This window comes from Caballeronia sp. GAWG1-5s-s (assembly GCF_023631445.1).
GTDB lineage: Bacteria > Pseudomonadota > Gammaproteobacteria > Burkholderiales > Burkholderiaceae > Caballeronia.
This window is the reverse complement of record NZ_JALQDC010000028.1, coordinates 222,997-244,731: the sequence shown is the minus strand read 5'-3', so window position 1 is coordinate 244,731 and position 21,735 is coordinate 222,997. Positions and strand designations below refer to the sequence as shown.

The 21,735-nt window shown below is 64.2% G+C and carries 21 protein-coding genes; 13 read left to right on the top strand and 8 right to left on the bottom strand.

Going from position 1 to position 21,735, the window contains the following annotated elements; translation table 11 throughout:
* Nucleotides 1-20: 20 nt before the first annotated feature.
* The 4 genes from garD (at nt 21) to NCR34_RS20460 (ending at nt 4,078) form a co-directional block, all read left to right on the top strand.
* Nucleotides 21-1,610, top strand: coding sequence for a galactarate dehydratase (gene garD / locus NCR34_RS20475; protein ID WP_248324412.1), 1,590 nt, complete (start codon nt 21-23; stop codon nt 1,608-1,610).
* Between the two features lie 198 nt (nt 1,611-1,808).
* Nucleotides 1,809-2,666 carry an NmrA family NAD(P)-binding protein gene (locus NCR34_RS20470; protein ID WP_248324411.1) on the top strand — a complete coding sequence of 286 codons (858 nt, stop codon included), beginning with the start codon at nt 1,809-1,811 and terminating at the stop codon, nt 2,664-2,666.
* Between the two features lie 74 nt (nt 2,667-2,740).
* Nucleotides 2,741-3,445, top strand: a complete 705-nt coding sequence (locus NCR34_RS20465) for a glutathione S-transferase family protein (RefSeq protein ID WP_206470590.1) — start codon at nt 2,741-2,743, stop codon at nt 3,443-3,445.
* Between the two features lie 15 nt (nt 3,446-3,460).
* Nucleotides 3,461-4,078 (top strand): TetR/AcrR family transcriptional regulator, encoded by a 618-nt coding sequence (locus tag NCR34_RS20460; RefSeq protein WP_248324410.1) that lies wholly within the window; start codon nt 3,461-3,463, stop codon nt 4,076-4,078.
* A gap of 2 nt (nt 4,079-4,080) precedes the next feature.
* Here the strand turns inward: NCR34_RS20460 and NCR34_RS20455 are convergent, their stop codons facing one another.
* Both NCR34_RS20455 and NCR34_RS20450 read right to left on the bottom strand, forming a co-directional pair.
* Nucleotides 4,081-4,722: a DUF1109 domain-containing protein gene (locus NCR34_RS20455; RefSeq protein ID WP_248324409.1), complete on the bottom strand. Its 642-nt coding sequence runs from the start codon at nt 4,720-4,722 to the stop codon at nt 4,081-4,083.
* Complete coding sequence (locus NCR34_RS20450) at nt 4,709-5,278, bottom strand: sigma-70 family RNA polymerase sigma factor (protein ID WP_248324808.1); 570 nt, start codon at nt 5,276-5,278, stop codon at nt 4,709-4,711. Before NCR34_RS20450 ends, NCR34_RS20455 begins: the two co-directional genes overlap by 14 nt.
* A gap of 339 nt (nt 5,279-5,617) precedes the next feature.
* Here NCR34_RS20450 and NCR34_RS20445 point away from each other — a divergent pair, with 339 nt between their 5' ends.
* The 4 genes from NCR34_RS20445 (at nt 5,618) to NCR34_RS20430 (ending at nt 8,663) form a co-directional block, all read left to right on the top strand.
* On the top strand, nt 5,618-6,247 hold the full coding sequence (locus NCR34_RS20445; protein WP_248324408.1) for a cytochrome b/b6 domain-containing protein: 630 nt from the start codon (nt 5,618-5,620) through the stop codon (nt 6,245-6,247).
* A gap of 18 nt (nt 6,248-6,265) precedes the next feature.
* Nucleotides 6,266-7,042, top strand: a complete 777-nt coding sequence (locus NCR34_RS20440; protein ID WP_248324407.1) for a molybdopterin-dependent oxidoreductase — start codon at nt 6,266-6,268, stop codon at nt 7,040-7,042.
* Between the two features lie 76 nt (nt 7,043-7,118).
* Entirely contained in the window at nt 7,119-7,349 is a 231-nt protein-coding gene (locus NCR34_RS20435) for a pentapeptide MXKDX repeat protein (RefSeq protein WP_248324406.1), read from the top strand.
* 135 nt (nt 7,350-7,484) lie between these two features.
* Nucleotides 7,485-8,663, top strand: a complete 1,179-nt coding sequence (locus NCR34_RS20430) for an L-dopachrome tautomerase-related protein (protein WP_248324405.1) — start codon at nt 7,485-7,487, stop codon at nt 8,661-8,663.
* A gap of 10 nt (nt 8,664-8,673) precedes the next feature.
* On the opposite strand, the gene NCR34_RS20425 is transcribed toward NCR34_RS20430, so the two are convergent.
* Genes NCR34_RS20425 through NCR34_RS20405 form a run of 5 tightly spaced genes read right to left on the bottom strand, consistent with a single transcriptional unit; the run spans nt 8,674 to nt 13,957 of the window.
* Nucleotides 8,674-10,125: an efflux transporter outer membrane subunit gene (locus NCR34_RS20425; protein WP_250501019.1), complete on the bottom strand. Its 1,452-nt coding sequence runs from the start codon at nt 10,123-10,125 to the stop codon at nt 8,674-8,676.
* Nucleotides 10,126-10,139: 14 nt separating this feature from the next.
* Nucleotides 10,140-11,111, bottom strand: coding sequence for an efflux RND transporter periplasmic adaptor subunit (locus NCR34_RS20420; protein ID WP_248324403.1), 972 nt, complete (start codon nt 11,109-11,111; stop codon nt 10,140-10,142).
* Nucleotides 11,108-11,317: a DUF1656 domain-containing protein gene (locus NCR34_RS20415; RefSeq protein ID WP_248324402.1), complete on the bottom strand. Its 210-nt coding sequence runs from the start codon at nt 11,315-11,317 to the stop codon at nt 11,108-11,110. Before NCR34_RS20415 ends, NCR34_RS20420 begins: the two co-directional genes overlap by 4 nt.
* Nucleotides 11,318-11,351: 34 nt before the next feature.
* Nucleotides 11,352-13,463, bottom strand: a complete 2,112-nt coding sequence (locus NCR34_RS20410) for an FUSC family protein (protein ID WP_248324401.1) — start codon at nt 13,461-13,463, stop codon at nt 11,352-11,354.
* Nucleotides 13,460-13,957: a MarR family winged helix-turn-helix transcriptional regulator gene (locus NCR34_RS20405; protein ID WP_248324400.1), complete on the bottom strand. Its 498-nt coding sequence runs from the start codon at nt 13,955-13,957 to the stop codon at nt 13,460-13,462. Before NCR34_RS20405 ends, NCR34_RS20410 begins: the two co-directional genes overlap by 4 nt.
* Before the next feature lie 208 nt (nt 13,958-14,165).
* On the opposite strand from NCR34_RS20405, the gene ampC reads away from it, so the two are divergent.
* Entirely contained in the window at nt 14,166-15,344 is a 1,179-nt protein-coding gene (ampC, locus tag NCR34_RS20400; RefSeq protein ID WP_248324399.1) for a class C beta-lactamase, read from the top strand.
* Here the strand turns inward: ampC and NCR34_RS20395 are convergent.
* On the bottom strand, nt 15,341-16,297 hold the full coding sequence (locus NCR34_RS20395; protein WP_175945997.1) for a LysR substrate-binding domain-containing protein: 957 nt from the start codon (nt 16,295-16,297) through the stop codon (nt 15,341-15,343). The two genes, ampC and NCR34_RS20395, sit on opposite strands and share 4 nt — an antisense overlap.
* A gap of 119 nt (nt 16,298-16,416) precedes the next feature.
* On the opposite strand from NCR34_RS20395, the gene NCR34_RS20390 reads away from it, so the two are divergent.
* The 4 genes from NCR34_RS20390 to araG are packed head-to-tail and all read left to right on the top strand — an operon-like array spanning nt 16,417 to nt 21,695.
* Nucleotides 16,417-18,150: an IlvD/Edd family dehydratase gene (locus NCR34_RS20390; RefSeq protein WP_248324398.1), complete on the top strand. Its 1,734-nt coding sequence runs from the start codon at nt 16,417-16,419 to the stop codon at nt 18,148-18,150.
* Between the two features lie 14 nt (nt 18,151-18,164).
* Nucleotides 18,165-19,103 (top strand): Gfo/Idh/MocA family protein, encoded by a 939-nt coding sequence (locus NCR34_RS20385; protein ID WP_248324397.1) that lies wholly within the window; start codon nt 18,165-18,167, stop codon nt 19,101-19,103.
* Nucleotides 19,104-19,148: 45 nt separating this feature from the next.
* Nucleotides 19,149-20,153: an arabinose ABC transporter substrate-binding protein gene (locus tag NCR34_RS20380; RefSeq protein WP_206470578.1), complete on the top strand. Its 1,005-nt coding sequence runs from the start codon at nt 19,149-19,151 to the stop codon at nt 20,151-20,153.
* Between the two features lie 6 nt (nt 20,154-20,159).
* Nucleotides 20,160-21,695: an L-arabinose ABC transporter ATP-binding protein AraG gene (gene araG / locus NCR34_RS20375; protein ID WP_244140265.1), complete on the top strand. Its 1,536-nt coding sequence runs from the start codon at nt 20,160-20,162 to the stop codon at nt 21,693-21,695.
* Nucleotides 21,696-21,735: the final 40 nt, after the last annotated feature.

The following is a 21,735-nucleotide window of genomic DNA, read 5'->3' as shown; positions in this document are numbered from 1 at the left end:
TGCATCAGGGATCATCAAAAATGAATCAGCCGCCGCTCTATATACGCGTGCACCCCGAAGACAACGTGGCGATCGTCGTGAACGACGGAGGGCTCGGCGAAGGCGCGACGTTCGCCGATGGGCTCGTGCTGCGCGAACGGGTGCCGCAAGGTCACAAGGTGGCCCTCACCGATCTCGCGGAAGGCGATGCCGTGATCCGCTACAACGTGGTCATCGGCTATGCGCTGAAGGATCTGCCCAAAGGTAGCTGGATCAACGAGCACCTGTTGCGCATGCCGACGCCGCCCGAACTCGACGATCTGCCCGTCGCGACCATCAAGGCGCCCGACACGTCGCCGCTCGAAGGCTTCACGTTCGAGGGGTATCGCAATGCGGACGGCAGCGTGGGCACGCGCAACATCCTCGCGATCACGACCACCGTGCAGTGCGTCGCGGACGTCGTGCAGCACGCGGTCGATCGCATCAAGGCGGAACTGCTGCCGCGCTACCCGAATGTCGATGATGTGGTGAGCCTCGGCCACACCTACGGCTGCGGCGTCGCCATCGAAGCGCCGGACGCGATGGTGCCGATCCGCACCGTGCGCAACATCGCGCTGAACCCGAACTTCGGCGGCGAAGTGATGATGGTGAGCCTCGGCTGCGAAAAGCTCCAGCCCGAACGCCTGATGCCGCCCGGCACCATACCGATCGCGGCCGCCGCGCTCGACGACGCCATTGCCGATATCGGCGACATGGAAAGCGAGGCGAACGGCGGCGCGGTGGTGCTGCAGGACGAGGGACACGTCGGCTTTCAGTCGATGATCGATTCCATCATGCTCATGGCCGAAACGCATCTGAAGCGGCTCAACAATCGTCGCCGCGAGACATGTCCGGCATCGGATCTGGTCGTCGGCGTGCAATGCGGCGGCAGCGATGCGTTCTCGGGTCTCACCGCGAATCCGGCGGTCGGCTTCGCGACGGACTTGCTCGTGCGCGCGGGCGCGACCGTGATGTTCTCGGAAGTGACCGAAGTGCGCGACGGCGTCGCGCAACTCACGGCGCGCGCGGCGAATGGCGAAGTGGCCGCGGCCATCATCCGCGAGATGAAGTGGTACGACGATTATCTGAAGCGCGGCGGCGCGGACCGCAGCGCGAACACGACGCCCGGCAACAAGAAGGGCGGGCTGTCGAACATCGTCGAGAAGGCGATGGGGTCCATCGTCAAGTCGGGCAGTTCCACCATTTCGGGCGTGCTGTCGCCGGGCGAGAAGGTCAAGCAAAAGGGCTTGATCTACGCGGCGACGCCCGCGAGCGACTTCATCTGCGGCACGCTGCAACTGGCCGCGGGCATCAATCTGCATGTCTTCACCACGGGGCGCGGCACGCCGTACAGTCTCGCGGAAGTGCCGGTCATCAAGGTCGCGACGCGCTCGGATCTCGCGCGCCGCTGGCATGACCTGATGGACGTGAATGCCGGGACCATCGCGACGGGTGAGGCGAGCATCGCGGACGTGGGCTGGGAATTGTTCCGTCTGATGCTCGATGTCGCGAGCGGGCGCAAGCAGACGCGCGCCGAGAAGCTCAAGCTGCGCAACGCGCTCGTGCTGTTCAATCCGGCGCCGGTGACCTGAAGCACGCGTCGTTCTCGTAGTGTCGAAGCCCCGTTCGCGGCCTTGTTTTGCGGCCCTTTTTGCGAGCGGGGCTTTTTCATTGGTGCTGCCGCGTTATCAATGTAATGACGCGCACGGCATTTCACCCGCGCGGGCCGCCGCCTACCATGCGAGTCGTCGAAGAGAAGACATCAACCGATTCGCAAGGAGGAAGCAAACATGTACGCCATCACGGGTATCAGCGGACAAGTGGGCGGCGCGCTCGCCGATGCGCTGCTGCAAGCGGGACAAAGCGTTCGCGCGGTCGTGCGCGATGCAAAGAAGGGCGAGCCGTGGGCGGCGCGTGGCTGCGAGGTCGTGAACGCGCGCATGAACGATTCGAACGCGCTGGCGCAAGCGTTCGAAGGCGCGCACGGCGTGTTCATTCTGCTGCCGCCGCAGTTCGATCCGTCGCCTGGCTTTCCGGAAACGCGCGAAGTCATTGAAGCCGTCGTCACGGCGGTGCGGCGTGCAAAGCCGCGCAAGATCGTGTGCCTGTCGACCATCGGCGCGCAGGCGACAGAAACGAACCTGCTCACGCAGCATACGTTGCTGCAAGACGCGCTCATCGCGCAGCCGATACCCGTGACCTTTCTGCGCCCCGGCTGGTTCATGGAGAACAGCGAATGGGACGTGCAATCGGCCCGCGAAGAAGGTGTCGTTCATTCGTTCCTGCAACCGCTGGACCGCGCGATTCCGATGGTTGCTACCGAGGACGTCGGCAGAACGGCCGCGCGGTTGCTTATGGACGACTCGCACGGCACGCGGGTGATCGAACTCGAAGGCCCGCAACGCGTCAGCCCGCGCGATATCGCTGCGGCGTTCTCGGCCGTGCTCGGCAAGCCGGTCACCGCGCAAGCCGTGCCGCGCGAGAGTTGGCGCGACATGTTCGAGCAGCAGGGCATGAAGAATCCGATGCCCCGCATCCGCATGCTCGACGGCTTCAATGAAGGGTGGATCGACTTCGAAGAACATAGCGAAGACATCGTCAAGGGTGAAGTCGATATCGAGTCGGTCGTGCGCAAGCTCTGCGCGTGAGAGAAGCAGGCGTCGTTGCGCGTTTTGGAGCGAGCGATCTAAAATGATCGCCTGCCAAACCGGAGCGCGCTCGCATGATCCACTTCTACTTCCATCCCACGCCGAATCCCGCAAAAGTCGCGCTGTTTCTCGAAGAAGCGGGCGTGCCTTATGAACTGAAGCCAGTAGACACCAGCAAAGGCGAGCAGCATACGCCCGCATTCCGCGCGATCAACCCGAACGGCAAGGTACCCGCCATCGTCGATACGGAAGGCCCGGGCGGCAAGGAAGCCGTCGTGTTCGACTCGACCGCCATCCTTCTTTATCTCGCGGAGAAGACCGGCCAGTTCCTCGGCGCGCCGGAAGACCGGCCGCAGCTTCTGTCGTGGCTGATGTTCATCGCCACGGGTCTCGGGCCGTTCTCCGGCCAGGCCGTGCATTTCCAGCATGCGGCGCCCGAAGGGCTCGACTATGCGGTGAACCGCTATCGGCGTGAAGCGGACCGGCACTATCAGGTGCTGAACGATCGGCTCGCAGGTCGGGAGTACATCGTCGGCGATAGCTTCACCATTGCCGATATGTCCGCGTGGGGCTGGATCGACCGTGCGTCGCGTGTGTTCAAGACGACCGAAGCGCCGCTTGCCGCGTATCCCGAGTTGCAGCGTTGGTTCGCCGCCATCGACGCGCGCCCTGCCGTCGCGCGCGCTCGCGCATTGAACAAGCAGCACGCGTTCAAGACGGTCAACGACGAAGAGACGCGCCGCGCGTTGTTCCCGTCGAATTATCCGAAGACGGCTTGAAGGAGAAGCTCGATCATGCCGCGTCCGCGTGAATTCGACGAGGAAGCCGCGCTCGATGCGGCCACCGCTCAATTCTGGTCGCGCGGATATGAAGCGACTTCCGTGCGCGATCTCGCGAGCACGATGGGCGTCACGTCGGCCAGTCTCTACAACGCTTTCGGCGACAAGCGCGCGCTCTTCGAACGCGCGCTGAAACGCTACGTGGAGCACGGCTTTCGCGACCGCGTGCGGCGCTTCGAGCATCATCTGCCGCCGCGCGATGCGATTCTCGCGTTCTTCGACGAGATCATCGAACTGTCGGTGCGCGATCCGCATCGCAAGGGCTGTCTCGTCGTCAATTCGGCGCTCGAACTCGCGCCGCACGACCGTCAGATTCATCGCGTGTTGAGCGCGGTGCTGAAGGAGATCGAAGGCTTCTTCATGCGCTGCGTGCGCGCGGGACAGGACGACGGGACCATCGCTGCTACCTTATCGGCCGACGATATCGCCAAGGCTTTGCTCGCTTCGCTGATGGGCTTGCGCGTGCTGGCGCGGGTCAACCCGCGGCGCGACTTGCTCGAAGGCGCGGCGCGCCCGGTGCTCACCATGCTCGGCGCAACCAAGCGTCGCGCAAGAGTCCGCCGCGCGAGCTAGCGCTACCAGCGCAGCACGCGCGGCCCGAGCCATGCGCCGACGCCGGCCGGCAACAGCATGCCGATGGCATACCACACGCTCCAGAACGCGGGGCTCATCTCCGGACAATGCAGGCAATAGGCGATGGTCGCGAGCCCGCTCGACAGCAGGCCGGCCACCGCGCCCGTCGCGCGCAGATCAGTGGGCGCGAGGCTCCTCGCGGCGACAAACGCTGCGGGAAACGTCGGCACGGACAGCAGCACGATATTGAACGGACACGTGCGCCATGACTGCCCGAGCACGAGCGGCAAGCGTTCAGCGGGCGTCGCCTGACCGAGCACGAGCGCGCCCGCCAGCCACACGGCGATAAACGGCAGCATGATGATCGGCCACGCGACACCGCCGCGCGCGCCCGGGCGACCCAACCGCATCACGGCAATCAGCGCGCCGACCGCGACGCAAAGCGGAAACGCGAGCTTGGCCCAGAAGAGCGATGTCTGCGCGACGCTCGCCAGATCGCGGCGCAGTCCGTAGACCACGAGCATCAGCAGCACCGAGCCGATGAATCCGAGCGGCAGCGCCTGCGCGAAACGGCGGGCGACGGCCGCGCGATCGACACGCACATCGCCGGCTGCGAGCAGATCGATCAGATCATCGGTTCGCATCGGATTCCTCGCTTCTGAAGCCGCGAATGCGCGCGGCAAGCGCCTTGAGTCCGCGATGCACGCCCACTTTCACGGCGGATTCCGAGAGCCCCGTGAGTTGCGCGGTCTGCGCGACCGACAACCCTTCCAGCTTGACGTGCACGATCGGCAGCCGCTGCTTGTCCGGCAGTTGCTCCAGGAGCTTGCCGAGGTCGTGACGCGCTTGGGTCGGTTCGTCGTCGGTGACGGCAAAGAGATCGTCGTGATCGCCTAGGGGATCGTTGAGCGACTCGTGACGCGATCGCGCGCGAAAGAAGTCCATCAGCTTGTAGCGCGCGATGGCATGAATCCATGCAGTAAGCGGTTCTTCCATGCGATAGGTGTGACGTGCATTGTGCACTGCCAGCAAGATCTCCTGCACGAGGTCTTCCACGTCGTCGCGATGCTGCGGAATGCGCTTGCGCAAATAGCCGCGCAGATGCCGCGTCAGCGTCTGCAGAAAACCGCGATAGGCGTTCTGGTCGCCTTCGAGGCCGGAGCAAAGGAGCGTCTTCAGGCGATGTTCCGCGTCATGCAAGGCGAGTCCCGTGAAGGCAAGGCGACGGAAGGACGATGCGAGCGAACGCGGCGCGATGCAAACAGCAAGCGCGGCGTAAGCCCGATCGCGTTTTAGATCGAGCGTTTCAGAATAGCCGAAGCCACGGCGAGCGGCAATGCCGGCTGCCTTTGCGCCAATCGTTTTCATCGCATGCGTCGTTGGGGGCGGGTCGTTGCTTGCGTACGTTAGTTCGCTTGCGAAGCGCGCGCGGTTACAGCGCAGCGGCAAACCGCATCGAAAAATTTTCTCGATGCGCCCTGTAACCGCGCCGACGCGGCGAGCGAATTCACGAGTACATCACCCTTATCGGCCACGATCATGGACACGACACTCGACGCCCCGCCCGATAGCCTGCAACGCAAGCATCCGGTTCATCCGCTGTGGCTGCGCATCACGCATTGGCTCAACGCCGTGGCCGCGCTCATCATGATGTTCTCGGGCTGGCGCATCTACGACGCCTCGCCGGTGTTCGCGCGCATCGTCATTCCGCCTTCCATCACGCTCGGCGGCTGGCTCGGCGGCGCGCTCCAGTGGCACTTCGCCGCGATGTGGCTGCTCGTCTTCAACGGACTCGTGTATCTCGCGCTGAATGTCGCGAGCGGACGCATCTTCTCGAAGTTCTTTCCGTTATCGCCCCGCGCGGTCATGCATGACCTCGTTGCGGCGCTGCGCGGCAAGCTCTCGCACGAGAATCCGCGCGAGTACAACGCGGTGCAGAAGCTCGCGTACCTCGTGGTCGTGCTCGATCTCATCGTGCTCGTGCTGTCCGGTCTTGCCATCTGGAAGTCCGTGCAGTTTCCGTTGTTGCGTGAACTGATGGGCGGCTACGACAACGCGCGCGTCGTTCACTTCTGCGCGATGGCGGTCATGGCGGCATTCGTGGCCGTGCACCTCGTGATGGTCGCGCTCGTGCCGCGTTCGCTGCTTACCATGCTGCGCGGTCGTTGATCGAAGGGAGCCCACGCCATGAAGACTCACGGTAACAAGATCGCCACGCTCGACCGCGCATCCGTGCTCGCCGATGCCACGCGCGAGCTCGCCATGCCGTCGCGACGGCTCTTCGGCAAGCGCATGCTCACGCTCGGCGGGCTATCGCTTCTGACCGGTTGCTCGATCACCGACGAAGACTCCGTCACTACGTTTCTCGGCGCCGTCTCGCGCCTGAACGATCGCGTGCAGGCGTTGCTGTTCGACCCGACGCGTCTCGCGCCCACGTACAGCGAGGCGCAGATCACACGGCCTTTTCCGTTCAATGCGTACTACGGCATCGACGACGTGCCTCATGTGAATGGCGCGGACTACCGGCTGAAGGTGAGCGGTCTCGTGACGGGCCAGCGCGTCTGGACGCTGCCGGAGCTCTACGCGTTGCCTCACGCCGAGCAGATCACGCGGCATATCTGCGTGGAAGGCTGGAGCGCGATAGGGCGCTGGGGCGGCACGCCGTTCCGCGAATTTTTGCGGCGCGTCGGCGCGGACACGACTGCGAAGTACGTCGGCTTTCGCTGCGCCGACGACTACTACGAAAGCATCGACATGCCCACCGCGCTTCATCCGCAGACGCTGCTCACGTTCGAGTATGACGGCGAGCGTTTGCCCGCGAAATACGGCTATCCGATGAAGCTGCGCATGCCGACGAAGCTCGGCTACAAGAATCCGAAGCATATCGTCGAAATCTTCGTCACCAACACGTATCCCGGCGGCTATTGGGTCGATCAGGGCTACAACTGGTTCGGCGGTTCATGATCGCCGTGCTTTCGAATCCGGCGCGGCCGGAGCAGGTTCTCAACGCAGGTCCGCAGGTCCAACAAGGAGAAGTGAAATGAAACGAGTGATGACGGCAGTGTTCGCGGCGGCATTGGCAATCGGTGCATCGGCAGCTTGTGCGCAGGCGAGCGGCGCGATGTCCAACGATGCGATGTCGCACGATTCGATGAGCAAGGACGCCATGTCCCACGACAGCATGAAGAAAGACTCGATGAGCAAAGACAAGATGAAGAAGCACGATGCGATGAGCAAGGACCATCCCGCGTCCGGCGCAATGTCGCAGTAAGCCAGGCATCGAAGCTGGCCTGCGACGAGCACGCCAGCTTGACAGGCGTTTGCCGCGTACCTAGCATCAGTGAACCACCGTTTTTTAATCGCTTACAAAACCATAAGCGAGGAGCGGCGAGGCGAGGGACGCGCAATGAGCCACAACGATTCCCGGCAGCGCATGCGGCGGCACGTTCTTGCATCTTTAGGCGCGGGCCTGGCCGGTGTCCTGAGCGCCGGTCTGCCCGCGAGCGAAGCGGCCGAAGGCGAACCGCGCCTCGAAACCGTGGCCACGTTCGGCGATGACTTCAGGCTCGTCGGCATCGGCGTCTCGCGGCAGGGGCGCGTGTTCGCCACGGCGCCGGCATCGGTCAAACGGTCGCGCTACAGCATGGTCGAAGTCGATACGAAGACCGGCGCGCTGACGCCTTTTCCCGACGAAAGCTGGAACGTCTATAAGCCCGACGATGACGGCTCGAATCAATGGATATCGGTGCAGGCGTTGTGGGTCGATGAGCGCGACCATCTGTGGGCGCTGGACTCATCGCTCACGTCTGTCGATCAGACACGTCAGCCGCCGAAGCTGATCGAGTTCGATCTCGCCACGCGCAAGATCGTGCGCCGGTTCGACTACGGCAAGATCGTCACACCGAAAGACTCGCTCAACGATATCCGCATCGATCATAAGCACGGGTACGCGTTTATCAGCAATGCGGGCAATCAAGGCGGCGTCGTCGTGACGAAGCTTGATACCGGCGAATCGCGGCTCGTGCTGGCGGGCGACCGGTCGAGCGTCGCGGACCCGAACCAGCATCTGATGTTCGGCGATCGCATTGCGCGCAAGCTGGATGGCGGCGTGCTCGTGCTGCAAACTGATGGCATCGCGCTGTCGCCGGATCGCGAGTGGCTGTATTACCGGCCGTTGACGGATCACCATTACTGGCGCGTGCCGACAGCCGCGCTCATCGATGCATCGCTCTCCGCGCAAGAGCTCTCAGAGCGCGTGCAATATCTCGGCGATGGCGCCGAGACCGGCGGGCTCATCATGAGCGGCGCAGGCGTGCTGTACGGCGGCGATCTGGAGAACCGCACCGTCGTTGCGTTCGATGTTATGGAGCGTGACGGCAAGCCGGCGCTCGCGCAGAAAACCTTCGTCGGCAAGCATCCGCAACTTTCATGGGCCGATGGCTTTGCCATTGCGAACGGATACTTGTATATCGCGGACTCGCATCTGCACGAGTTGAACTTCTCGAATGGTTATCCTCGCGAAGGCAGGCTTGCTATCTTCCGAGCGCGCTTGCCGAAGCAGCCGGCGGATGGGCTCGCCGGATAAGCTCGGGCGACTACTTGCGCTGCGCGTTCGCCACGTCTTCGTCGCGTTCCCAGCCGCCGCCGAGCGCGAGGAACAGATTCACCTGATCCTGCGCGACCTGGCTCTCGGCCGCCGCCACCTGCGCGGCGACGCTCGTCAATGTGCGCGTGGCATCGAGATCGGCGACGAACGACTCGCGCCCGGCCGTATATAGCCGATGCGTTTCATCCGCCGATTCCACCGCCGACCGGTACGCGGTGCGCAGATTGTCGGCACGCGTCGCATCGGACGCATACGTCGCGAGACTGCTTTGCGTTTCGCGCAGCGCATTGAGCACCACGCCGTCGAAGTGCGCGAGCGCGCCGCCGGATGCGGCTTCGGCCTGCACCACGCGAGCGCGTTGCCCGTTGATCGGAAAGGTCCAGTTGATGAGCGGCCCGAACGCCCAGCGATTCGTCGTCGCGCCGAGCAAGTCTTCGGCCACGCCCACGGAACCGACCGACGCGCCGAAGCTCACCGATGGATACAGCGCCGCAGTCGCCACGCCGATGCGCGCGGTCGATGCCGCCAGTTGCCGCTCGGCTTGCCGCACATCGGGACGGCGCTTCAAGAGCGACGCGCCGTCGCCGACAGGGATCGGCTCGCGCAGCTTCGGCAGCTTGTCGCACGCGAGCGCGGCGGGGGGCAACGCGGACGGCGCGCGCGCGAGCAGCATCGCCAGCCGATACTGCGCCACGCGGCGGCGCGCGACGAAGCGCGGAATATCGGCCGCGAGCGTCTCGGATTGCGTCTGGCCGCGCGTGACTTCGGACTGATTGCTGCGGCCCGCTTCGCGCAGACGCTGCGTGAGTCGCACGCGTTCCCTCTGGAGTGCTAACGACTTCTGCGCGATGCGCAGTTCTTCCGCCGCCGAACACGATTCGACATACGCGCGCACGACATCGGCCACCACCGTGATGCGCGCGAGATCGACAGCGGCTTCCACCGCTTCGTCGTCGGCGCGGGCGGCTTCCACGCCGCGCTTCAGCTTGCCGAAGAGATCGAATTCATACGACACGCTCAGTTCCAGCGCGCCTTCATTCACGACCGGCAGCTTCTCGGTCAACAAGTACTGTTCCGCCGATTCCTGCGCCCGCTGGAACGCGACGGAACTGCGGCTCGAAAAGCCGCCTTGCCGGTTGGCGAATTCGACTTCGGCACGCGAACGCGCAAGGTTCGCGGCAGCGACGCGAATGTCCGCGTTAGAGATCAACGCTTCGCTCACGAGCTCGTCGAGCGCGGGATCGTCGTAGAGACGCCACCATTTCGAAGGCGCCGTGCCTTGCGTGACGGGCGCCTGATCCGCGCCGTCGATGGGCGCGTTCGCGTACGGCGTATTGACCGCTGCGCCTTCGGGCAGCTTGTAGTCCGGGCCGACCGTGATGCAGCCGCCGAGCACGAGCATCGACGCGAGCAGCGTCAGGCCGAGGCGCGGGCTTCTCATGCGTGCCGTGCGCTTCATTGCGATGCACCCGAAGCCGGCACATGCGCGGCGACCGGCGATGCCGGCGCCGTCGCGGACGCGGGCATGTTGCCCGACGCGGCGCGCGATCCGATGCTGGGACCGACGCCACGCACTGAGACGGTGGCCGTGCGCCCGGCGATCATGCGAAAGTCGGCGGGAATTTCATCGAGCGTCACGCGCACCGGAATGCGCTGCGCGAGCCGCACCCAGCTGAAGGCGGGGTTCACGTTCGGCAGCAGGCTCGAGCTCTGTTGACGGTCGCGATCCTCGATGGCCGCGACGATGCTCTGCACGTGTCCGCGCAACAGGTTCGGCTCGCCCATCACCTTGATATCGACCGGTTGCCCGATATCGATGCCGTGCAGCTTCGTCTCTTCGAAGTAGCCATCGACGCGGAAAGAGTGCATATCGACGACGGACAGCACCGCGCGTCCCGCCGAGACGAACTCGCCGATGCGCGGGGCGCGATCGTTGAGATAGCCGTCCACCGGACTCAGGATTTGAGTGCGTTGCAAGTTGAGGCGCGCGGTGTCGATGGCGACTTCGGCATCGGCGAGCGCGGCTGTGGCCTGCTCCACGCGCGAATGCGTTTCCTCGACCACTTCGCGCGCCACGAGGTTGCCGAGCGAGCGATTGCGCGCGTCCTCGCGCCGCGCCTGATCGAGCGTTGCGCGGCGTTGTTGCGCGGCGGCTTCGGCATTGCGCAGCGCGAGCGTGTAGCGCGCGCGATCGATGACGAAGAGCACGTCGCCGCGCTTCACCTGCTGGTTATCCACGACCTTTACATCGGTGATGAGGCCGGACACGTCGGGCGCGACCTGGATGACGTCGGCGCGCACGTGGCCATCGCGTGTCCACGGCGCGAACATGTAGTAATCGACCAGCTTCCACAACACGACGGCTGCAATGGCGACGACGATGAGCGTGAGCAGGATCTGCCCGACGGAGAACCAGGTTTTTTTCACGTGATGAGCCGATGCGAAACGATAACGACAAGCCCCAGCACCAGTACATAGATGCCGAGATCGAAAACGGAGCGATGCCACACGAAGCGATAAAAGCCTACGCGCGTGAGCACGGTGCGGATCACGAGGTTCAGCAGATACGCGACGAACATCAGCACGAGAACGGCCGGCACGAAGACGCCGAGAATGTCGATTTCGCCGATCATGCGAGCGAGTCCGGTGATGTGAATGGAGTGAGCATCAGGCGGGTTCTTCCCGTGGCGCGTCGCCACGCGCGGTTGCCTGCGCATCCGTTGCGGGCGGATGCAGCGACAAGCGCACGCCGATGAGCGCATGCAGCGTGTCGCGCAACAATCGTTCCCCCGGCAATGCCGCCTGCCCGTGCTTTTCCGCCTCCGCGATGGTGTGCGCCGCGACTTGCGCGACGGCGCGGTCGATCGAGCGCACGAGCGTCGACGGCACCGGCTGACGCTCGCGCCGCTCGATGCAGTGCCCGAAGTAATCGCGCACGCCTGCGAGCACCTCGTCGATCGACGCCTGAACGTCCGACGCGAGCTTGCGATGCGCGCGCCGCAGATCGAGCGAATTCAGCGCGACGCGAAAATCGCGGAAGCTCTCGATGGACGGATGCCGGTGCGAGTCCGTCGACGCCTGGCGCGGCAGCACTTGCATCAGGCGGTCGAGCATGCGCGAGTAGAGATTGCGCTGATCGTCGAGCGTCGCCGTCGAAGAGCACGCGACGATATCGCGCCATGCCGAGCGCGTGAGCCGCGCGACCGCGAGTTCCGAGCCGAAGGGCCGCGTCACCCGCGTCCACACGAACGCGAACAAAAGCCCGGCGACGCCCGCGAGATTGCTGTTGAGAAAGACGAAGAAGTCCGCTTCGTACGCGCTCTGAATGCTGATGAACGTGGCCGTATTCACCGCGACGAGCATGGTGATGAGCGTGAAGCGCGGCTGAGGAATCAACGTGCCGACGACGAGGAACGGGCCCGCGAAGATGACGACGAGCATCGGGAAGTCATGCACGTGCGGCAGCACCGCGAACACGTAGAGTCCTGCGAACACCACGCTCATGCACGTGGCAAGAAAGAAGACGAACACTTGCGGCGCGGGTTCGTCGAGCGCCGCGAAGAAGCAGCACGCGACGGCGGCGAGCGTGACCGCGCCCGCGCCGTCGGCCCAGCCCGATTCGATCCACAACGCGCACGCGACGATGATCGCGCTGACCGCGACGCCCGTCGAAAACAGCATCATGCCGCGATCGAAGAAGCGCTCGGTGCCGCCGAGCCGCCAGTGCCGAAAGCGCGGACGCCACTCGTGTTCGTCATGCAGCATCGCGGCGCGCAGCGCGCGAATGTCCTGCCATACGTCGATGACTTGCGAAAGACGCCACAGCGCGCTCGAAAGCAACGCGCCGTCTTCGCTCGCGAGCGCCTGCGCCGATGGCCGCATCGCTGCAATGCGTTCGCGCAACGCGTTCGGCTCGCGATCGGACTCGGCGGCGTCGTGAATCTGCGGCGCGGGGAGCGACATCCACTTGCCCACGTCCGCGAGCAACGCTTTGAGTCCCGGCGGATGCGTGCCACGCTTGTCGACCAGTTCGATGAGCGGATCGGCCAACGATGAAATCAGCGGTAGAAATATCTGCATGCGGCCCTGCAACGCGCGCGCACGCCGGACGATATCGGGCCGCGCGTGATCGTACGTAAGCTGACTCAACAGCACTTCGAGGCCGTTGACGGTCGCAGCGAGCCGCTGCCGCGACGCGGATATCGCGGCACCCGCGAGCCGGCCCGAGAGCGTTTCGCTCGCGTAGAACGCGGCATCGCGAAACCAGGCATCGGTACGTTCGACGAGCGTGGGCGCGAGACGGCTCGGAAACACCACGCTGCCCACGATGCTCGCCACCACGATGCCGAGCAGAATCTCTTCGGTGCGCGAGATGGCGAGATCGAAGACAGCCGGTGGATTCGTCACGGCGGGCAGCGCGATCATCGGCAGCGTATAGCCCGCGAGCAGGAAGACGTAGCTGCGCGCGGTGCGGTCGAACATCGAGAGAAAGAGCAGCGTGCCTGTCCACAGCGCGACAATCACGCTGAATAGAAACGGCGATTCCACGAAGGGCGGCACGATCACGACCGCGCCCGCCGCGCCGATTGCGGTGCCGAGCGCGCGATACAGCGCCTTGGAGCGCGTCGCGCCGACGAACGGGTTGGAGACGATATAGACGGTGGCCATCGCCCAATAAGGACGCGGCAATTCCAGCGCGAGGCCGATGTAGAGCGCGATCATCGCGGCGGCGAAGGTCTTGGCCGAGAAGAGCCACTCGCGTGCGGATGCGAACTTCATGGCGCGTCGGCCCGGCTCTTGTTGCTTGCGAGCGCCGCCGTGACTGCCTGTGCATCGAGCGACGCATGAGAAGCCGCGAATGCGTTGAGCACGCGCAGCGTCGTTTCCAGATCTTCGCGGCTTACGTCCTCGAGCAAGCGGGCGCGCAGCGATACGAGCCGCGCTTCCATGCGCGCGGTCACGGCGCGACCTTCGTCCGTCAACGTGATGGTCTTGGCGCGCTTGTCCTCCGGATCTTCGTCGCGCCGCACGAGGCCCGCCGCGCATAATTGATCCAGCAGTCTGACGAGCGACGGCCCTTCGATGCCGACGTGCTCCGCGAGCGTGACCTGCCGCACCGCTTCGCCGAGCCGGTTCGCGGTGAGCAACGGCACCGCGCACGCCTCCGATACGCCATACGAAGCGAGCACGCCGTGGCTCGTACGCCGCCAGCGGCGTGCTGCCAGCACGAGCGTGCTACTGACCGACCGACGCAGGAGATCAATGGAAGTCATGGGCCGGGATTATAGCGATTGTTTTATTCGTTAGCGTGCTATCAATTTATGTTTCGATGCGTGCTTGCGGTGAGAGGGAGGTATGACGCTGCGGCAAATCGCGCTGGATTGTGGCGGACGCAGAAAGGGCGGATAGTCTCGCCACAGCGCGCCGCTTTTGACCGACAGCTTCAGTAAGCTCCCGTCTAAAAACCGAAGGACTTGAACAATGAAACTCAGAACACTGTTCGCAGCGGCTCTCCTTTCCACGTGCTCGTTATCCGTCTTCAGTCAGCCGGCAAGCATGAGCCGTGATGACGTCAAGCACATCGTCGACGAGACCATCATGCCCTTGATGGCGCGCGACGGCATCGCGGGCATGGCAATAGGCATCGTCGTGCAAGGCAAGCCTTATGTCTTCGATTACGGCGTGGCTTCCAAGGAAAGCGGCACGCCCGTTACGCGCGACACCTTGTTCGAACTCGGCTCGATCAGCAAGACGTTCACCGCGACGCTGGCATCGTATGCAGAGGAGACCGGGCATCTCTCACTGAGCGATCCGGTTGGCAAGTACTTGCCCGAGTTGCGCGGCAGCGCGTTCGGCGACGACGTGACGCTGCTAAATCTCGGCACGCACACGCCGGGCGGCTTGCCCTTGCAAGTGCCCGATGAAGTCCACGACAACGCGCAACTCATGCAGTACTTCAAGGGCTGGAAACCGCGCCATGCGCCGAGTACTTACAGGACATATTCGAATCCGGGCATCGGCACGCTCGGCCTGATCACGGCAAAAAGCATGGGGCAGGATTTCGACACGCTCATCGAGCAACGCATCTTTGCGAAGCTGGGCATGAGCAATACTTATATGCAGGTGCCACGCGCTCGCATGGGCGACTATGCCGAAGGTTATGCCAAGGACGGCAAGCCCGTGCGCATGAATCCGGGCGTGCTTTCGTCCGAAGCGTACGGCGTGCGATCGACGGCGCAGGACATGACGCGCTTCCTGCAAGCCAACATGAATGACGCCGCGCATATCGACGCCACGCTGCAGCGCGCGATCACGGCCACGCATACGGCGTACTTCCAGTCGGGACCGATGACGCAAGACCTCGTCTGGGAACAGTATCCGTATCCCGCGCCGCTGACCGCCTTGCTCGATGGCAACGGCCCCTCGATGATCGTCGATGGCTACGCCGCCGAGCGCATCGATCCGCCGCAAGCGCCGCGCGGCGACGTCTGGATCAACAAGACCGGCTCGACCAACGGCTTCGGCGCGTACGTCGCGTTCGTTCCGGCGAAGCATGTGGGCATCGTCATGCTGGGCAACAAGAACATACCGAATGCGGATCGCGTGCGCGCCGCCTATGCGATCGTGACAGCGCTGGCAGACGGAACGACGAAGCCCTAGCGCGATGCGCTCTCGTACACGTCGGCGGCAGTGGCGCGCAGCGCATCGACCATCACGCTCGTGGCGGGCGCAAAGAGACGGTCGGCGCGCGTGACGATGCCGAAGTCGTCCATCTGGCATTCCATCGGCAAGGGGAGCACCGCGGCCATGCCGTGCTGCGCATAGTAAAGCGCCACGTCTTCCGCGAGCACCGCGATCATGTCGCTTTGTTCCAAGAGGCGCGTGATGAAAAGAATCGCGGCGGTCTCGACCACGTTCGACGGTGGCGGCAGACTCGCGCGCTGAAACATCAATTCGAAGCGATGCCGCAATACGCTGCCCGCCGGCGGCACGAGCCATTCGCACGGCTGGACGTCGGCGAGCGTCAATGCCGGCGCATTCAGCAACGGATGACCGGCACGCACGAGCGCGCGCACCGGTTCGCCCGTCAGCGGTTCGTAACGAAGCCGCAGCTTGTCGTGTTCGACTGAAAGCCTTCCGATGACGATATCCAACTTGTCCTGCGCGAGGCGCTCGAGCAGCACGTTGCTGGTATCGATCTCGACCGAGATGCGGATATCCGCGTGCTGCCGCTTGACTGAAGCGACAGCGGCGGGCAAGAGCCGCACGCCCGGCGACGTGATCGCGCCGATCGCCACATGCCCGAGCCGACCGGTCTTCAACGCGACGAGTTCTTCCTGCGCCTGATCGAGGCTGCCCAGCACCGCGCGCGCGTGACGGACGATGGCTTCGCCGTACAGCGTGGCGCGCATGCCGCGCGGTTCACGCTCGAATAGCGTCACGCCGAGCGTTTCTTCCAGTTCGCGCAAGAGCTTCGACGCGGCTGGTTGCGTCATATGAAGCACGGCCGCCGCGCGATGAATGTTGCCTTCCTCCACGAGGGCGACGACGAGCATCAACTGCCGCGTCTTGAGCCGGCTGCGGATGTACCAAGGGGTCGAATTCAGCAACATTTTTAGGGGTTTCTACGAATGCCGTTTCGGGTATCGGTGGCGTCGAACAATTCATTAGTAGATTATCACGCGCCCTCATAGACTTCGCGGCAATCGCGTTATGAACCAGGACGAAACACATGTCGGCATCGAAGCCCAAGCTGCGCTCCCAAGAATGGTTCGGCACCGCCGACAAGAACGGCTTCATGTACCGAAGCTGGATGAAGAATCAAGGGATTCCCGATCACGAGTTCGACGGCAGGCCGGTCATCGGCATCTGCAATACATGGTCCGAGCTCACGCCGTGCAATGCCCACTTCCGCAAGATCGCCGAACACGTGAAGCGCGGCGTGTACGAGGCGGGCGGCTTTCCCGTGGAATTCCCCGTGTTTTCCAATGGCGAATCGAATCTTCGCCCGACCGCGATGCTTACGCGCAATCTCGCGGCGATGGACGTGGAAGAAGCCATTCGCGGCAATCCGATCGATGCGGTCGTGCTGCTGACCGGCTGCGACAAGACCACGCCCGCGCTCTTGATGGGCGCGGCGAGTTGCGACGTGCCGGCTATCGTCGTCACGGGCGGGCCGATGTTGAACGGCAAGCTCAACGGCAAGGACATCGGCTCGGGCACGGCCGTATGGCAACTGCATGAATCGCTGAAGGCAGGCGAGATCGACCTGCATCAGTTCCTTTCGGCGGAAGGCGGCATGTCGCGTTCGGCGGGCACCTGCAACACGATGGGCACCGCTTCCACGATGGCCTGCATGGCCGAGGCGCTCGGCACCTCGCTTCCGCACAACGCGGCGATCCCGGCCGTCGATGCGCGCCGCTACGTGCTCGCGCACATGTCGGGCATTCGCATCGTGGAGATGGCGCTCGAAGGCCTCACGTTGTCGAAGATTCTGACCCGCGAAGCATTCGAGAACGCGATCCGCACGAACGCAGCTATCGGCGGCTCGACGAACGCGGTCATTCACCTGAAGGCGATTGCAGGCCGTATCGGCGTGCCGCTCGAACTGGAAGACTGGACGCGCATCGGTCGCGACACGCCGACCATCGTCGACTTGATGCCCTCGGGCCGCTTCCTGATGGAAGAGTTCTATTACGCGGGCGGGTTGCCCGCCGTACTGAGACGCCTCGGCGAAGCGAACCTGTTGCCGCATCCTGACGCATTGACGGTGAACGGCAAATCGCTTTGGGAGAACGTGAAGAACGCGCCCAATACGAACGATGAAGTGATCCGCGAACTGAGCAACCCGCTGATCGCGGACGGCGGCATTCGCGTGTTGCGCGGCAACCTCGCACCGCGCGGCGCGGTGCTCAAACCGTCGGCAGCGACGCCCGAGCTGCTCAAGCATCGGGGACGCGCGGTCGTGTTCGAGAACCTCGAACACTATAAAGAGCGCATCGTCGACGAATCGCTCGATGTCGACAAGGACTGCGTGCTCGTGATGAAGAACTGCGGGCCGAAGGGTTACCCCGGCATGGCCGAAGTCGGCAACATGGGCTTGCCGCCTAAGCTGTTGCGTCAGGGCGTGAAGGACATGGTCCGTATTTCCGATGCACGCATGAGCGGCACCGCATACGGCACCGTGGTGCTGCACGTCGCGCCGGAAGCGGCGGCGGGTGGTCCGCTAGCCGCCGTGCGCGACGGCGACTGGATCGAGCTCGACTGCGATGCGGGCACGCTGCATCTCGACATCAGCGACGAAGAGCTGGCGAGCCGCATGAGCGGTCACGTGCCGCCGCGCGTGCATGGCGATGGCGGTTATCAGCGCCTCTACGTCGATCACGTTCTTCAGGCAGACGAAGGTTGCGACCTGGACTTCCTCGTCGGCAAGCGCGGAGCAGCGGTGCCACGCCACTCGCATTGACCACGAGGATACGCATGACATCGGCATACAAACTCGCCGTCGCGGGGATCGGCAAGATCGCGCGCGACCAGCATCTTCCCGCCATTGCCGCGCAGCCCGGCTTCGAACTCGTCGCATGCGCGAGCCGCAACGCGAGCGTCGACGGCGTGCGCAACTACGCGGACCTCGACGCGTTGCTCGCCGCCGAGCCGTCGCTCGATGCGGTGTCGCTCTGCGCGCCGCCGCAAGTGCGCTTTGCGCAGGCACGCGCCGCGCTCGAAGCGGGCAAGCATGTAATGCTCGAGAAGCCGCCGGGCGCGAGCGTGAGCGAAGTCGAGGCATTGCGCGACATCGCGCAAACGCATGGCCGCACGCTCTTCGCAAGCTGGCATTCGCGCGCCGCGAGCGCGGTCGAACCGGCGCGTGCGTGGCTTGCATCGAAAGAAGCGGGCGCGGTGCGCGCGGTCGAAATACGCTGGAAAGAAGACGTGCGACGCTGGCATCCGGGCCAGCAATGGATCTGGGAACCGGGCGGCCTCGGCGTGTTCGATCCGGGCATCAACGCGCTTTCCATCGTCACGCGCATCCTTCCGCGCGAGATCGCATTGCGCGCGGCGACGCTCACCATTCCGCACGATACCGCAACGCCCATCGCCGCCGAGCTCGATTGCATCGATACGAACGGTGCGCCGGTGCGCGCGTCGTTCGACTGGCGTCATGGCCCGGTCGAGGAGTGGGACATCGACGTCGATACGGACGGCGGCCGCCTGTCGATCCGCGAGGGCGGCAAGCGCCTGTCGATCGCGGGCGAAGCCGTTTCGCTCGGACCGGAGCGCGAGTATCCGGCGCTGTATGAGCGATTCCGCGAACTGATCGAGCGGGGCGAGAGCGATGTGGACGTGCGTCCGCTCAGGCTCGTCGCGGACGCATTTTTGTTAGGCAAACACGTAGAAACCGAGCCATTCGGCCGCTAAATCAAACGACATTCACCAACAAAAGCCAGACCAAGGAGACACGTCATGAACCAACAAATTCGCCGCCTGACCTTGCGCGCCATCATGGCCGCGATGTGCGTCGCGCCTTTCGCGCTTCACGGCGCGGCGCAAGCCGACGAGCCGCTCAAGATCGGCTTCCTCGTGAAGATGCCGGAGCAGGCATGGTTCATCAACGAGCAGAAGGCATCGACCGCACTCGGACAGAAAGAGAACTTCACGTCGGTGAACATCGGCACGCCGGATGGCGAGAAAGTGCTCGCCGCCATCGACAACCTCGGCGCGCAAGGCGCGCAGGGCTTCGTGATCTGCGCGCCTGACGTGCGCCTGGGACCGGCCATCGCCGCGCGCGCGAAGCGCTACAACATGAAGTTCGTTTCGGTCGATGACCAACTCGTCGATTCGTCGGGCAAGCCGCTTTCGAACGTGCCGCACCTTGGCATGTCGGCGTTCAAGATCGGCAATCAGGTCGGCGACGCCATTGCCGGCGAAATGAAGCGCCGCGGCTGGAAGCCGGAAGAAGTCGGAGCGCTGCGTATTACGGACTACGAACTTCCGACGGCGAAGCTGCGCACCGATGGCGCCACGCAGTCGCTCGTCGCGAACGGCTTCAAGAAGGAAAACATCTTCGACGCGCCGCAGAAAACCACGGACGATGAAGGCGGCTTCAACGCGGCATCGCCGGTGCTCGCGCAGCATCCGAACATCAAGAAGTGGGTGATCTTCGCGCTGAACGAAGAGTCCGTGCTGGGCGGCGTGCGCGCCACGGAACAGCTGCATATTCCTTCGGCGGATGTGATCGGCGTGGGCATCAACGGCGCGGGCGAAGCGTTCGCCGAGTTCCAGAAGAAGGAACAGACGGGCTTCTTCGGCACCATCGCGGTGAGCTCCACGAACCACGGCAAGCAAAGCGCGCAGAATCTCGTCGACTGGATTCGCAGCGGCAAGCAGCCGCCCGCCGACACGCAAACCACGGGCAAGCTGATGACGCGTGAGAACTGGAAGTCCGTGCGTACCGAACTCGGCATCTAAGCACGCATGGATACGACGACGGACGACGTAACCCTCGCCCCGGCGCACGGCGAGCGCGGCGCATACCTGGAACTCGACGGCATTACCGTGAGTTTCCCGGGCGTGCGCGCGCTCGACGGCGTGTCGCTGTCGGTGCGCGCGGGCGAAGTGCACGGCTTGATGGGCGAGAACGGCGCGGGCAAATCCACCTTGCTCAAGGTGCTTTCGGGCGTCAACAAGCCGCAAGCGGGAACGCTGAAGCTCAATGGCGCGGAACACCGCTTCACGACGACGCGCGAGGCGATCGCCGCGGGCATCGCGATCATCTATCAGGAACTGCACCTCGTGCCGGAACTGACGGTGGCCGAGAACCTGATGCTCGGGCAATTGCCGAACCGTGCGGGCGTGCTCGACGAACGCGCGCTCGTCAAGCGCGCGATGGCCGAACTGGAACGTCTCGGCGAACGGATCGATCCACGCACGCCGGTGAAGAACCTCTCCATCGGCCAGCGGCAGATGATCGAGATCGGCAAGGCGTTGATGCGCGACGCGCGCGTGATCGCGTTCGACGAGCCGACGAGCTCGCTCTCCGCGCGCGAGACGAAGCAACTGTTCCGCATCATCGACGCGCTGCGCGCCGACGGACGCGCGATCATCTACGTCACGCATCGCATGGACGAAGTCTATGAACTGTGCGACCGCGTGACCGTGTTCCGCGACGGCCGGCGCATCGAGACTTTCGAATCCGTCGCGGGCCTTTCGCGCGACAGGCTGATCGCGTGCATGGTCGGCCGCTCGATCGCGGACGTCTATGGTTATCGCTCGCGCGAAGCCGGCGACGTGATGATCGAGGCAAAGGGGCTGCTCGGGCCGGGCCTCTCAGAGCCCGTGTCGTTCAGCGCGCGGCGCGGCGAGATTCTCGGCTTCTTCGGTCTCGTGGGCGCAGGGCGTTCCGAACTGATGAAACTGCTTTACGGCGCGACGAAAGCGAGCGAAGGCCATGTCGAACTGAAGGGCAAGCGCGTCGCGTTTTCGAGTCCGCGCGATGCCGTGCGCGCGGGCATCGCGCTGTGCCCCGAAGACCGCAAGCAGGAAGGCATCGTCGCTATCGCGTCCGTCGCGGACAACCTCAACATCAGCGCGCGCCGTCATTTCAGCCCCGCGCGTTTTCTGCTGGATGCGCGCCGCGAGCGCGCGCTCGCGCAGGAATACATCGCGAAGCTCGCAATCAAGACGCGCAGCGGCGAAACCGCTATCGGCACGCTGTCGGGCGGTAATCAGCAGAAGGTGATTCTCTCGCGCTGGCTCGCGGAACGCATCGACGTGTTCCTGATGGACGAGCCCACGCGCGGCATCGATGTCGGCGCGCGTGCGGAGATCTATAACCTTCTGTATGAGCTCGCCGAAGCGGGACGCACGGTGATTCTCGTATCGAGCGATCTGGCCGAAGTGATCGGCGTGTCGGATCGCATCATCGTGATGAAAGAAGGACGCATTGCCGGCGCGCTGCCGAAGTCGCAGGCGACACCGGACGAACTGATCAAGCTCGCATTGCCCCGCTGACTGCTGACCCCAGCGGCGGCCCCGGAAAGACGAAACGAAT

Coding starts and splice junctions, on each gene's coding strand:
- NCR34_RS20380 (WP_206470578.1), top strand. CDS start 19,149: ATGAACCAACAAATTCGCCGCCTGACCTTGCGCGCCATCATGGCCGCG.
- NCR34_RS20390 (WP_248324398.1), top strand. CDS start 16,417: ATGTCGGCATCGAAGCCCAAGCTGCGCTCCCAAGAATGGTTCGGCACC.
- NCR34_RS20430 (WP_248324405.1), top strand. CDS start 7,485: ATGAGCCACAACGATTCCCGGCAGCGCATGCGGCGGCACGTTCTTGCA.
- garD (WP_248324412.1), top strand. CDS start 21: ATGAATCAGCCGCCGCTCTATATACGCGTGCACCCCGAAGACAACGTG.
- NCR34_RS20440 (WP_248324407.1), top strand. CDS start 6,266: ATGAAGACTCACGGTAACAAGATCGCCACGCTCGACCGCGCATCCGTG.
- NCR34_RS20465 (WP_206470590.1), top strand. CDS start 2,741: ATGATCCACTTCTACTTCCATCCCACGCCGAATCCCGCAAAAGTCGCG.
- NCR34_RS20435 (WP_248324406.1), top strand. CDS start 7,119: ATGAAACGAGTGATGACGGCAGTGTTCGCGGCGGCATTGGCAATCGGT.
- NCR34_RS20460 (WP_248324410.1), top strand. CDS start 3,461: ATGCCGCGTCCGCGTGAATTCGACGAGGAAGCCGCGCTCGATGCGGCC.
- NCR34_RS20410 (WP_248324401.1), bottom strand. CDS start 13,463: ATGAAGTTCGCATCCGCACGCGAGTGGCTCTTCTCGGCCAAGACCTTC.
- NCR34_RS20425 (WP_250501019.1), bottom strand. CDS start 10,125: ATGAGAAGCCCGCGCCTCGGCCTGACGCTGCTCGCGTCGATGCTCGTG.
- ampC (WP_248324399.1), top strand. CDS start 14,166: ATGAAACTCAGAACACTGTTCGCAGCGGCTCTCCTTTCCACGTGCTCG.
- NCR34_RS20445 (WP_248324408.1), top strand. CDS start 5,618: ATGGACACGACACTCGACGCCCCGCCCGATAGCCTGCAACGCAAGCAT.
- NCR34_RS20415 (WP_248324402.1), bottom strand. CDS start 11,317: ATGATCGGCGAAATCGACATTCTCGGCGTCTTCGTGCCGGCCGTTCTC.
- NCR34_RS20455 (WP_248324409.1), bottom strand. CDS start 4,722: ATGCGAACCGATGATCTGATCGATCTGCTCGCAGCCGGCGATGTGCGT.
- araG (WP_244140265.1), top strand. CDS start 20,160: ATGGATACGACGACGGACGACGTAACCCTCGCCCCGGCGCACGGCGAG.
- NCR34_RS20470 (WP_248324411.1), top strand. CDS start 1,809: ATGTACGCCATCACGGGTATCAGCGGACAAGTGGGCGGCGCGCTCGCC.
- NCR34_RS20385 (WP_248324397.1), top strand. CDS start 18,165: ATGACATCGGCATACAAACTCGCCGTCGCGGGGATCGGCAAGATCGCG.
- NCR34_RS20405 (WP_248324400.1), bottom strand. CDS start 13,957: ATGACTTCCATTGATCTCCTGCGTCGGTCGGTCAGTAGCACGCTCGTG.
- NCR34_RS20395 (WP_175945997.1), bottom strand. CDS start 16,297: ATGTTGCTGAATTCGACCCCTTGGTACATCCGCAGCCGGCTCAAGACG.